This is a genomic window from Bradyrhizobium huanghuaihaiense (assembly GCF_007830635.1).
GTDB classification, from domain to species: domain Bacteria; phylum Pseudomonadota; class Alphaproteobacteria; order Rhizobiales; family Xanthobacteraceae; genus Bradyrhizobium; species Bradyrhizobium huanghuaihaiense.
The window spans coordinates 1-11,681 of the sequence record NZ_VLLA01000063.1; the positions used below are offsets into that span (position 1 = coordinate 1).

Genomic DNA, 11,681 nt, shown 5'->3' on the forward strand with positions numbered 1-11,681 from the left:
GCAGGCTCAAGGACTTCCGGCGCATCGCCACGCGATATGACAAGCTCGCCCGTAATTTTTTGGCCGCTGTTCATCTCGCCGCTCTCGTCGCATATTGGCTCAATTGAGTCTGGACCCTAGACTATCCCCGCCGCATAGAGCGCTTTTGCGACTGACTCGAAATACTGCGAAGGCACCGGGTTGCCGAGCCTTGCCTTGCCGAGCAGCTGACGCGCCAGAACATTGTCCTCCACAATGTTGAGGCGAAGCGCGCGCGCCTCACCAAGCAGCTGTGAAGCAGCTTCACCCTCGCCACGGCAGACCAACACCGGCACACCGGTCTCGCCGCGAACATAGCGCAGACCAATCAACGTTGCCGGTCCCCGCAATATCAACGTGGCCCGGCTGATGCCGAGTGGAGCCTCGTTTGCCGACTCTTGCCGCAGCCGCCGGTGCTCGCGCTTCACCTGCGGATTGCCTTGCTGTTCCTTGTTCTCCCGCTTGGCCTCCGTTTCCGTCATGCGCATGTCCTGCATAAACAACCAACGCTGGATTAGAAGGTCAGCCAATCCGCCGACCAGAAAAGCTCCAGCGGCAATGCCAATCAGCAGTTTAACCTCGGTGAAGACGAAACCAAAACAGCCCATGCCGCAGACTGGCAGGTACACCAGCGCTTTCCAGCTCGCGGTCACGGTTAAAAAGAAGATCGCACCAAGCAAAACCACTTTAGCCAGGGTCTTGCCAAGCTCGATGGCCGAACGTTTCGAGACGATACGCTTCAAGCCTTTGATGGGATCGAGTTTCTCGAGCTTCGGCTTGAGCGGCTCCGAAGCAAACATAAAGCCGCCATTGGCCAGGACATTGGCCAGAAGAGCTGCTGTCACGGCAGCGGCGAGCAACGGAGCGACAGTGGCAATCGAAAGTTCTAGCAAGCCGCTGAGCGCTTGTGGCACCGCGCTTGTGAACGGCTGCTCCTGCAGTTTATCGACCAGCCGGACCGTCTCCTGCCACTTGTCCTCAATGGCACCCGCTCGCCACCACAGACAGCCGAAACCGGCACAGGCGCTGACGCCGCTCACTAGATCGGAGCTGCGCGCGCTCTGCCCCTTCTTGCGCGCATCGCGCAGCTTCTTGGGCGTCGGAGGAAGCTTTTTCTCCTCACTCGTAGAGCTCATTTCAACAGCTTCCTCAGATGATCGAGCATGTCGTTCGAGGTCAGGATTTCAGAACCGGCATATTCGAGCAGATAGACGGTGTAGCTGACCATAATGACCCCGAATGCAACATTCTTGATCATCGGAGAGAGATCGTTCATCTTGAGCTGAGATGCAAAACGGCCGAGCATCATGACCGAGATATCCACCAGCAACAGCAGGGCCAGAACCGGCCCGGCGACCAACAAGGTCGTCATCATGATACGATCGAGAAGGGCAAGACACTCCATTGCCCCTTGCACTGTCAAGGCAGGCAAAAACTGATAGACAGGCCACACTAGGTAGCTGCCATAAAGGCCGCTCACCATGGTCTGCAGCCCGCCGACCAGAACGAAGATCGTAACCGCCGTAACACCGAGAAAGAGCCCGGTTCCAGTCGCTTGGCTGTGCGTCGCGGGATCCTCCCCCGCAACTTGGCTTGAAATTCCTCGTTGGGTATCGATGATGTCGCCGACTGCCTGTATGCTCCATAGTGGAATACTGAGCAGGATGCCGAGCATCAGACCGACGAACACCTCCTTCACGCCAAGCATGGTAACGCTAACCAAGCGCGTGTTCGGGTCCAAGGCCTGCAGACCGAGCTTGATCTGAGCAAGGCAAGGCAGGCCAATCGCAATCGTCAGGCTTCCCCGAATGAGGCCGCTGATACGCGGCCGGGTGAAGACAGGAAGCACCAGCATGATGCCTAGGGCGCGGGCCGCACTCAGGCCGGTTGCGGCGACGAATTCGATCGAGCCCTGAACGAGAACTTGCGCCTCTGCGGGTGACAGGCCAGCCATCCAAGCTCTGCTAGTATCTTGCGGTGAGTGCCGGAAACTCGCTGAAGATGCGCTCGGCCTGGTCGATCAGCGGGGCGCTGAGAACCGGGGAAAAACCGGCGAGCACGGCGACGACAACCAGAAGCTTGACCGTCAGTGGCAGGGTTTGGTCCTGGAGCTGAGTTGCCGCCTGGATAAGGCCAATGATCAGTCCGGAGATCAGAGCTGCGAGCAACGGCGGCAGAACCCAGATCATGAAGAGCACGAGCGATTGACTGAGGTGCGTAAGGATGCTGGCTTCGTTCATGGTCAACCTCCTGGCGTGGTGTAGCTTAGTACTAGCCCGTGCATGAGACGTGACCAGCCGTCGATAGTGACGAACAGAAAGAGCTTGAAGGGGACAGATATCACTGTGGGGGATACCATCGACATACCCATGGCCATCAAAATCGTGGTGACAATCAGATCGATCGTGATGAAGGGAAGATAGAGAAGAAAACCGATTTCGAAGCCCCGCTTGAGTTCGGAAATCAAGAACGACGGCACAAGAATTGAGAAATCATCTGCCGTTACGCTGCCGCGCATCTCCTCCGACCAGACATGTTCGGTGGATGACAGGAAGAAGCGGCGCTGCTCTTCATTGGTGAATTTCTTCAGATGAACACGCAGCGGCTCCTGTCCCTCCTTGGCGGCCATCACCCAGTCATCGAAACTCTGGTAGCGAAGTTGCGGATCGGTAAGGCGGTTATAGGTCTGCTCGAAGACTGGAGCGCTGATGAAGACGGTCAGGATGAGTGCCGCTCCGTAAAGGACGATGTTCGGCGGTATCGATTGAGTTCCTAGCGCATTGCGCACGAGGAAGAGAACAACCGAGACCTTGATAAAGGCTGTAGTTGTGACGACAGCAAAGGCCAGGAGACCAAGGCCGACCGTTATTGCAAGAAGCGCCAGGATGCTGGGTTGAATTTCAGTCATTAAGCGCCAACCTGCCGCGTAACCTGACGGCGAGCTCCTCGCCGATCCGCACGATGTCGCCTCGGCCGATACGTTGGCCGTTCGCAACGATATCGACCGGCCCGTCAAGATGCCGGCCAAGTTCGAACACGTGGCCTTCGTTGATGGTTCGCAAGGTTCCCAACGGCATCGGCCAGCGGCCACATTCGAATACGAGTGTGATCTCGATGCTGTCGATATCCGCCTCTGACGGGGGCTGCTGTTGCATCTGGTTTTGGGGCATCACATCTTCACTTTTTAGAGGGTGGGATCGCAAGCGGAATGGTCCTCGCAGCACCAGCCTGTCGCCGCCAATCTCTGCAGGGGCCCACAATCGGTCTGCAACGAGAACAATTTGGCCTCGCGCGAGTGGAATTGTGTCCGGGAGCAGCGCATCGCCTTGCTCTGCTTGGCGAAGAACGCCGATCGCGACGCGGAGCGAGCCGATATGGCCTGCAACGATGACCGGGAGTTCGGAAAGCAGCCTGGCCGCCTGTCGCGGTAATCGGCCGAGCAGCTCGCCGAGGACGGTGAAAGCCGGAGGCACCGGACCGTCGAACGGAGAGAATAGAAGCAGCCGAGCCTTGCTGGCGAGCTCACCATAGGCGACGTCAAATTCAAGATAAGGCTGCGTACTCCGCGCTTCCTCGGTGCGAACAAGCTGCAGATTCCGCTGCGTCATTCTTTCCAGCGCAGCAAGCAAGGGTTCAAGCGCAAGTTCCAGGACCAGCGAACGCGCCGGCTCAGAAGGTAAGGTAAGCCCATTCTGCACGGTCCGAACCAGCGCTTCCGCAAGCTTACCCGGCAAGGACAGGATCAAGGTTTCACCTTCTACTTCGAAGACGCAGTCGAGCATCGGTGCCGCAGCCGGCTCCGCCTGCCAGACGGTCCGGCTCACGCGCACAGATAGCGGCTTCTCGCCGAGGAGGCCTTGTAGAGGCGCACGCAACGCTGTGATCTCGTTAAGCCACGAGGCCACTGCGTGCGACAGGATCAGCGACGGCATGAAGGCTGCGCGCTCAGCCGGCCGGTCCGAGGCCGGTGCGGCTTCCGCGCCGCAGGCCCCGAGCTCGCGCGTGAGAGGATCTGCAATCATGCTGGCTCACCTCCCGTCTGCCCTGACGGGCCGCGCCGGTAGCGGAGCAAGACTTCATCATCAGCTTCGATTTCGGCGGCGGCTTCGAAATGAGCACTCGTGGTGCGCCGAACGTCTTGATCAATCTCACGCCATTTCTGGCTCGCCGCTGAACGCCTGGCCCAAACGGCCCTCGCCTCAAGAACCGCAGTCTCAGCTTGCGCCTGAGCAGCACGGGCATTTTCAAGAACCTGCTGCGCCGCTGCAATCTCGTCTGTGAGCCGGCCGATGATGAGATGATAGCGCCGCTGCAGCTCGCAAACAGACATCGCATCGGCTGCTAGCATCTCCCGATAGAGCTCTGCCTCGAGCTTTGCCCGGCGCTCTTCGGCATGTGTAAGATGCTCGAAAGCTCGTTGGACAGCTTGGATCGCAAGGTGGCGCTTGGCTTCCATGTTAGACAATTCACGAATGGCGCTTCGCTCCCGCATGTCCTTTACGAGCCGCAGCTTCGAGGCGTGAACGGGACTTAGGCGGTCAGACGCGATATCCATGCGATCGTCTCCTCAAAGCTGCACGCCTCACCCTGCCCCTGGCGCAGAAAGGCCCGCAGTTGCTCGATCGAGGCGATCGCCCGATCGGTCAGCGGATCAGAGCCTTGTTTGTATTCACCGACCTTGATCAGGAACTCGGCCTCAGCGTACCGTGACAGCAGATCACGGAAAAAGGATGCCGCCTTGCGATGCGGCACGGACACGATCGCATCCATGACGCGGCTGCGGCTCGACAACACGTCGATCGCCGGAAAATGCTCCCGGGAGGCCAACGCGCGGGAGAGAATAATGTGGCCATCGAGGATGCCGCGTGATTCTTCCGCTATCGGATCACCCGTGCCGTCACCTTCGACAAGCACAGTATAGAAGGCCGTAATGGAGCCATGCTCGCCCATGCCGGCGCGCTCCAACAAGCCCGGCAACAGTGCAAAAACGGATGGCGGAAATCCGCGCCGGGTCGGCGGTTCTCCTGCGGCAAGTCCGATTTCACGCATGGCGCGGCTAAAGCGCGTCAAAGAATCCATCATCAGAACGACGCGAAGGCCCTGATCACGAAAATATTCGGCTAGCGCTGTCGCCATGTGGGCGCATTGGGCCCGCTCCATCGCCGAACGGTCGGAAGTCTCCACCACAACGACGGAACGGTGAAGGGCTTCGCCAAGATGACGTTCGATGAATTCACGCACCTCTCGACCGCGCTCGCCGATCAGCGCAACGATAGTGACGTCGGCCGCTGCGCCTCTTACGATTTGCGACATCAGCGTCGACTTGCCGCAACCGGCATCACCATAAATTCCGATCCGCTGACCTTCTCCGCATGTGAGAAGACCATCCAGGACACGGACGCCGAGCGGGAACGGCTGTTCAATCGCGCGCCGTTTCATCGGATTAGGCGCCCTGCCGCGCAGCGGTCTGGCTTCGCCGGCTTTTATAGGGCCCTTGCCGTCGAGCGGCCGGCCAAAACTGTCGATCACGCGGCCGAGCAAATCGGGGCCGGCAGCCACTTCCTGCATTCGCCCGGTCGTCACCACCTCTGCGCGATTGGACAGCCCCACCATGTCCCCGATGGGCGTGAGTAACACCCCATCCGGCAACAGACCGATTACCTCGGCCTCGAGCGACCATCCGCTGCGAGGATCCTGCAATAAGCACAGTTCTCCGACCCTGGCCTCCGGCAAGACGGCGTGCAGCAGCGTGCCCACGGCCCGCGTGATCCGGCCGCGGACAGCGCGTGTATCGATGTGCTTGGCGGAAGATCTTAAGGATGAGAGTGCGGCCTTTACGGTTCCTTCTGCGGCCGCGGCATGATGGGTCGGTCGTTGCACGGTCACGATTCAGCTTCCTCCGTCAAGCCAAAGCCGAGGCGCAGCGCGCGCAGCTGCGCGGCAAGCCCAAGATCGACGTTGCCGAACTCGCTCCATAAAACACATTGGTCCGCGCTCAGCGCCGGATCCGCCTCAATCCTGAGCTTCGGCCGGCCCTCAAGTCCGTCATAATCCTTGAACTCACTGGCTAGCAGGTCGGCTTTCAGTGGGGATACGTGAAGGCAGACCTCCGTGTTTTTATATCTTTGCTCGATGGCATGACGAACGCACTGGACCAGCATCTTGCCCGAATCAAATGCGCCAAGCAGATCGCGAACGATCTCAAAGACCAGTTGCGGCAATTCCCGCTCCAGAACCGCCTTGCGTTGGGCCAGTTCACAAGTCGCCTGCGCAATCAGCCGGGCCATTTCCTCTGCGCCAGCCTTTGCACCCTCGGCGCGGCCCTGCGCACGTTCCCGCTCATAAGCCAGGCGTGCCCACCCTCGAACCCGCTGCAGATGCCGCTCGGCAGCGGCCAGCGCCTGTATGGCATCGTGCCAGATCTCAAGCTGCGCAGCTGGGATCAGCGGTCCAAGAGCCCGAATCTTCGGGGCCGCGGGTGGTGCGAGGGCATCGGCCGTCATGCCCCAGCATCCTCAGTGCGCAAATGAGCCATGACGAGGGAAAGCAGCGGGCCTGCTGCGCTACGGTGCTCGGCAGTTGAGCTCTCGGCGGCCGTCCCAGCGGGCAAGCGTAGAAGCACGCGGATACGAGCAAGCGATGAAGTCTCTTCGAGCCAAGCGCCGAGACAAGCATGCCCGTCATATTCGATCTGTCGGGACAATTGCTCTGGATCGGCGATCGGGGCCGTTGCGACGGCGCAGGATAAATGCCGGACTGCGAAAGCATGCGCCTCGGCACCGATCAACTCCACCAACACAGGCAGATCGTGCCTGGAGAACAGCTTGAGGATGGAGCGTGCATGCCAAATGCCGCCCGCGAGCAGCGCAGCCCGCCGCGGATCATGCCCCAGGAGAGCATCTTCGCTCCAGTCGCCGCAGCTCACCTCCCCCTTGCTGCCCAAAAGCAGTTCGGCGAGCCTTGGCTGTAGCCTGGCACTCTGCTGTAGCCGAGCCAAAGTGGAAGGTGAAAGCAGCGGGTCAAGAAGCCCGGCGAAACGACCGGGATCGGCCGAGGCAGCAAGCTCGCGCAGCCGATCGGCTGCGAGCGTGAACGAGCGATTGGTTTTTGTGGCTGTGGTTGACATTGATGGCGGCATGAGCGTCCAGACTATGACGCATCAGCAATCATCTTGCCCGCCGCTTGGTCAGCAGACAGGCGCGAGCCCCTACCGAACACGCTCAGCTTACGCGATGATTTTCCAAACTGACGCATGCGCGGGCCCAGCAATACGCAAGCGACGATGCCGAATACCGCTCCGGCGCTTCCTACAGCAAGCGCAAGTAACGGCGATGAGCCGGCTCTTGCTGACTGAGCCACAGGGACTCCCGGACCGGCAGACTGCTCGACTGGAGCGCGCTCGACCGGCACGAAGACAACGGCGACCTTGTCATAGGACAGCCCTTCAATGCTGTTTGCGACGAGCATCTTGATCTGCGGCAATAGTGCCGAAAGCCTCGCGCTGGAGCCATGTCGAATGAAGACCGATGCCGAGGATGGGGTCGCACCTTGCCGCAACAAGTCGTTCTTCGGCAGAACGACGTGAACGCGTGCTGAAAGGACGCCATCTATATCGCTGATCGTGCGCGACAATTCTTCGCTTAGAGCATAAACGTATCGTGCCCGCTCCTCGATCGGCGAGGCAACGAGGCCCGATCCCTTGAACACCTCGCCGAGATTCTTGAAGGATTGGCGCGGCAGCCCCTCAACATTGAGCAGGTCAATCGAATAAGCGAGCTGCTTTTCCTCGACCTGGATTGTGCTGGTTCCGTCCTTGGCGACAACACGGACAGCATCAACGCCCTTGCCAAGGAGAAGCGCGAGCATCTCATTAGCCTCGCGCTCCTGAATTTTGGTGTAGAGATCGGTCTTACAGCCGATCAGCGAGAGGAGAAGGGGCATAGCAAGAAACACGCGAAGCCGTCGCCACGATTGACGGCCGCCGGAGCTCCCCCTCTTCATATCGCCAGTCATCAGCTTACTCAGCCGGCCGATAGCAGCTTGTTTAGCGACGAGCTGACGGCGCTGGTGCCCTTGGAGACGAGGGAAACCTGAACAACGTCTTTGTAGACGTCTCGCAGATTCGTCATCATCGATTCGAAATCAGCTCCAACCGGCTTAACAGCCGCATTGGCTCCGGCGTTATCCGCCGGCAAAAGTGGCTGCGCAGCCGGCCCAGGCTGCACCCCATTTACGACAGCCGGCGCAATCGCCGGAGAAACGGCTCGACCCTGGTAGATGCCGGAAAGGGTTTGGAGGATTCGGTCGCCCGGCGGACTTGCCAGCACATTCGTGCGCTGGACCTCCAATATCGGAGGAGTCGCTGCGGGTGGATTCGCGGTCGGGAAAGCAGACCCCTGATTGGGAGCTACTTGCGCCAGGGACTGCTCGAAACGCGCCTGCTCGCCAGCAGCTGCCGGAGAGCAGGCACCGGAAAGACAACCGGCTGAACTGGGAGGGATCGGCGTTGCGCCTAACAACATGGAGTGTGTCATTGTGCTGGTTTGATGACCTAAGCTTTAGCCGATGAACCGATCAAGTTCATAGGCTGCCGAGCTGACGAAAACCTGACGGAGATCAGGTTGACTTGGTCATCTAATGATCACGTTTGGCTTCCAAGCTGCGGCGAAACTCTAACTTCATAATGAGCGGAAGGCGTCAAGGAATGCTCGCGCGGTCCACGGTGGTACATATCTTAAAAAGAATTTTTTGTGCCGGTGTTCTCATCTGTGTCGGAATTTTGCGCACGTCTGCTGCATCCCTTTCGCTGCCGCCCGCCCCTTATAGCTACACCGTTCTCGATCAGGATCTTGCTGCGGCGCTGCAGGAGTTCGGAAACAATCTCAATATCAGGGTCAATGTCAGCGCCGACGTCAGGGGCCGGATTCGTGGACGAATGCCGGACCTGCCGCCACGAGAATTCCTTGACCGTTTGACTGCTTTGTACAATCTCCAGTGGTACTATGACGGACTTGTCCTTTACATCTCCGCCGCCCAAGAGGCGCAAAGCCGGCTCATTGTATTGAACCCAATCAGCTTCGATGCGCTCAAGGCCGCGCTCGACGCGCTCAACATCTCGGATGAGCGCTATATCGTGAAACCTGCCCCGGGAGAGGGCCTCATCCTTGCTTCTGGCCCACCCAGATTTGTTGCGCTGGTGGACCAGACCCTCAAGGGCCTTGTGGCGGAAGCGCAGGCCCGGCGCAGTCCCGCCGCCGAGAGGTCACAACACGAGTCGGTTTTGATGTTGTTTCGCGGCTCCTCGAGCACGGTCTTCCGGGACGGGCGGCCGGAAGCTTCTCCCGAAACGCCGCTTCATGGGGGCGCTGTGCGCGAAGCCGGTCCAGGCCAGAAGTGATGGTCGAAGATGCAAGACCGCTCCGACTGAAGTCGCATCCGATCGTCAGCTTTTCGAAAGCTAAAGCCCCCAGCATGAGCCTGCGAGGTCTTGACGGCTGCCCTGCTTGAGGCAGCCCGATAGATGGATAAGAGACCGGATGCTCGAGGGAAATTGGGTAGCGCTGCCTTCACGCAGTGCGAGGCATTAAAGATCAATGTGGGCCTCCGCACGCGCGCTTCCGAGCTAGCTGAGGCTTCGCATAGCTCAATGCGCGTCATCAGTTGGAAGGAGAAACAGGGTGGATTTCAATGCAGTCGCCCCGGCGAATACGAGCCCGGAGCCCGACACAGCACGGACGGCTACAGATGCAACCGAGTTCGAGCGGCAGCTCAGCGGTTCAGAGGCTCCCGCTTCGGCGCAGGGAGTCGCCCATCCAGTGCTGCAGGGCGAGGCTTATTCACCCTATCTCGACGCGGGCCATCCCTACTCTCCATACTTGGAGACAGGACACCTCTATCCGCCTTACCCAGATTTAGCGCATCCCCTTGGGCCAGACTCGGGTTGGCAGGATAATCTATATGCCGCGCCTGCGGCCGTCGCTGCGCCAGAGCCGGACAACGGCCAGCAGCATCTCTCGCCGCAGGCCATAGCTCAGGCGATCGAGGAACATCCCGGCTTCGATCAAGATGTGATATGGCAGACTCTGGATGTCGGCCCATCGGAAGCCGAGCCACGGCACGGTGAGCCTCAAGCGGGGACATCGCATGCAGGACCATCGCGCACCGCCCCTTTTTCAGGATGAGCCGCCGCACGCCGGCCCCTCGCATGCCCGGCCATTGCAGGCGGGACCGCCCCAACCTGGGTCTTCTGAAGCTCCGCCAGAAAGGACCGCGAGGCGATCCATGTCGTCGAGATGAAGGTAAGCGCGTTGCGGATCAGGATAGTCTGGGTATGACCGGCCCCCCTAAATACCTTCAACATACCGGTTGTTAGAACCAGCACAGTTCTTCGCACAAACCTCCAAACACCGGACCACCTGAGATCACTCGGGGCACGAATCGCGGCATCAATCCGGCCTCACTCTTCGTCAGCTTCTTGCAAGCTGCCCCTGCTAGCACGAAAGGAATAGGTCATCTCGCGGCACCGCCGCTATCTGAGTTTTATGACATGGACACAGGCGCAGCCGATATCGCAGCAACGGCGCCAGACGCTGGCACAAACACCGATAACGCCGCGAACGGCGGCGACAACTCGCACGCAGCATTGTTGCAGCGGGCCTTCGAAAAAGCTCTGGTTGCCGTCGCTACCCAGGTCATAAGCGATACCCAGTCAGACATGGATGACGCTATGAGCGAGCTAGATGATGGCTGAAGGCCGGATTATCAGACGCGCACAGGGAGGACCTGACGGACGGCAAGCCGAACCGAAAACGATCGGGTGAAGCAGGCGGACTTGGCAACAGCAGCCGCTAGACCGTCTTAGGTGATCCTCCAGGCAGGCGGTGCGGCCGTTCTGCAGGACCTCGCAACTTTCGGAAGACGCCGCAGCGACTTGCTCATGCCGCCGTGTCACATATTCTTCGATGAGGGTTCATCAGGAGCGCTCTTTAGCCAGGGCACCAGACGTTCTAAGCGAGCCCGAGCGCTCCCCGCCGATGAACTTCGTCATCTATTATCCTCGATTGGTTCTGCAGCCGCCCGCGAGATCGTGCGCTAGAGAGATCCTCCGAGATTTTCCGGAACATAGGCAGACTTGGCGCTCGCTGCGCCCATATCTGCAGAACTCCGGGGACCGCTCCCCCTCAGCATCGAGGCATGTTGCTGCTGCCTGATCCTGAGTTATGGCGTATTTGTCGCTACGAATTGGCGCCAAAGCTCAGACTGCCCCTATCACGCTAAGAGCTAAGATCCTCATCGAGGCCGCCGCACCTAGTACCCGGAATCAGAGCTGAGTGATACGGCGGCCTTTGAAACGGCGTTGACGGACCTTTTTCTTGGTCCAGACGAAGGGCTCGGCTCTGTCGTTGTATGCGTTGACGTAGGCATCGATGTGTTCCTGAAGCTGCTTGAGGCTCGTGAAGGAGGTGCCGCTGAGCGACTGCCCCTGCAAGATGGAAAACCATACTTCGACCTGATTGAGCCATGACGCACTTGTCGGCGTGAAATGAAATTGCACGTTGGGGTGGGCCTTGAGCCAGTCCTCGTTCTTTTTATGGGTGTTGAGGTTGTCGAGGATGACGTGAAGCTTGCGGTTCGGAAAAGTCGCGGTGACGCTGTTCATGAAA

Annotated in this window: 15 protein-coding genes and 1 pseudogene; 3 read left to right on the forward strand and 13 right to left on the reverse strand. The window is 59.5% G+C overall.

All coding sequences use genetic code 11. From position 1 onward, the window contains the following. Positions 1-107, forward strand: a pseudogene (locus IQ16_RS43810) (IS5/IS1182 family transposase); the annotation flags it as partial. Positions 108-116: 9 nt separating this feature from the next. Here the strand turns inward: IQ16_RS43810 and IQ16_RS43815 are convergent. From IQ16_RS43815 to IQ16_RS43865, 11 genes are read right to left on the reverse strand one after another with little or no spacing between them, the layout of a single operon-like run. Then, entirely contained in the window at positions 117-1,154 is a 1,038-nt protein-coding gene (locus IQ16_RS43815; protein ID WP_145832230.1) for an EscU/YscU/HrcU family type III secretion system export apparatus switch protein, read from the reverse strand. After that, the gene (sctT, locus tag IQ16_RS43820; protein ID WP_011084629.1) at positions 1,151-1,972 is read right to left on the reverse strand and encodes a type III secretion system export apparatus subunit SctT; all 822 of its coding nucleotides are present in this window, start codon (positions 1,970-1,972) and stop codon (positions 1,151-1,153) included. The genes IQ16_RS43815 and sctT overlap by 4 nt, the downstream gene beginning before the upstream one ends. Before the next feature lie 10 nt (positions 1,973-1,982). After that, complete coding sequence (locus tag IQ16_RS43825; RefSeq protein ID WP_011084628.1) at positions 1,983-2,258, reverse strand: EscS/YscS/HrcS family type III secretion system export apparatus protein; 276 nt, start codon at positions 2,256-2,258, stop codon at positions 1,983-1,985. A 2-nt stretch (positions 2,259-2,260) separates the two neighbouring features. Continuing rightward, entirely contained in the window at positions 2,261-2,926 is a 666-nt protein-coding gene (gene sctR, locus IQ16_RS43830; protein WP_011084627.1) for a type III secretion system export apparatus subunit SctR, read from the reverse strand. Further along, complete coding sequence (gene sctQ / locus IQ16_RS43835) at positions 2,919-4,040, reverse strand: type III secretion system cytoplasmic ring protein SctQ (RefSeq protein ID WP_011084626.1); 1,122 nt, start codon at positions 4,038-4,040, stop codon at positions 2,919-2,921. Before sctQ ends, sctR begins: the two co-directional genes overlap by 8 nt. After that, positions 4,037-4,573 (reverse strand): hypothetical protein, encoded by a 537-nt coding sequence (locus IQ16_RS43840; RefSeq protein WP_011084625.1) that lies wholly within the window; start codon positions 4,571-4,573, stop codon positions 4,037-4,039. The genes sctQ and IQ16_RS43840 overlap by 4 nt, the downstream gene beginning before the upstream one ends. Then, positions 4,549-5,904, reverse strand: a complete 1,356-nt coding sequence (sctN, locus tag IQ16_RS43845; protein WP_011084624.1) for a type III secretion system ATPase SctN — start codon at positions 5,902-5,904, stop codon at positions 4,549-4,551. Before sctN ends, IQ16_RS43840 begins: the two co-directional genes overlap by 25 nt. Further along, positions 5,901-6,521: a type III secretion system stator protein SctL gene (sctL, locus tag IQ16_RS43850; protein WP_011084623.1), complete on the reverse strand. Its 621-nt coding sequence runs from the start codon at positions 6,519-6,521 to the stop codon at positions 5,901-5,903. The genes sctN and sctL overlap by 4 nt, the downstream gene beginning before the upstream one ends. Further along, positions 6,518-7,156 (reverse strand): nodulation protein, encoded by a 639-nt coding sequence (locus IQ16_RS43855; RefSeq protein ID WP_011084622.1) that lies wholly within the window; start codon positions 7,154-7,156, stop codon positions 6,518-6,520. Before IQ16_RS43855 ends, sctL begins: the two co-directional genes overlap by 4 nt. Positions 7,157-7,167: 11 nt before the next feature. Next, complete coding sequence (gene sctJ, locus IQ16_RS43860) at positions 7,168-8,031, reverse strand: type III secretion system inner membrane ring lipoprotein SctJ (RefSeq protein WP_011084621.1); 864 nt, start codon at positions 8,029-8,031, stop codon at positions 7,168-7,170. 8 nt (positions 8,032-8,039) lie between these two features. Beyond that, the gene (locus IQ16_RS43865; protein ID WP_011084620.1) at positions 8,040-8,552 is read right to left on the reverse strand and encodes a nodulation protein NolB; all 513 of its coding nucleotides are present in this window, start codon (positions 8,550-8,552) and stop codon (positions 8,040-8,042) included. A gap of 170 nt (positions 8,553-8,722) precedes the next feature. On the opposite strand from IQ16_RS43865, the gene IQ16_RS43870 reads away from it, so the two are divergent. Continuing rightward, positions 8,723-9,415 carry a secretin N-terminal domain-containing protein gene (locus IQ16_RS43870; RefSeq protein WP_020608155.1) on the forward strand — a complete coding sequence of 231 codons (693 nt, stop codon included), beginning with the start codon at positions 8,723-8,725 and terminating at the stop codon, positions 9,413-9,415. A 556-nt stretch (positions 9,416-9,971) separates the two neighbouring features. Here IQ16_RS43870 and IQ16_RS46265 read toward each other — a convergent pair. After that, positions 9,972-10,148 carry a hypothetical protein gene (locus IQ16_RS46265; protein WP_161966260.1) on the reverse strand — a complete coding sequence of 59 codons (177 nt, stop codon included), beginning with the start codon at positions 10,146-10,148 and terminating at the stop codon, positions 9,972-9,974. A 416-nt stretch (positions 10,149-10,564) separates the two neighbouring features. Here IQ16_RS46265 and IQ16_RS43885 point away from each other — a divergent pair, with 416 nt between their 5' ends. Further along, positions 10,565-10,768: a hypothetical protein gene (locus tag IQ16_RS43885; protein ID WP_011084616.1), complete on the forward strand. Its 204-nt coding sequence runs from the start codon at positions 10,565-10,567 to the stop codon at positions 10,766-10,768. A gap of 570 nt (positions 10,769-11,338) precedes the next feature. Here the strand turns inward: IQ16_RS43885 and IQ16_RS43890 are convergent. Continuing rightward, positions 11,339-11,681: transposase (locus IQ16_RS43890; RefSeq protein ID WP_208751671.1), on the reverse strand; the 343-nt coding region annotated here is incomplete at its 5' end.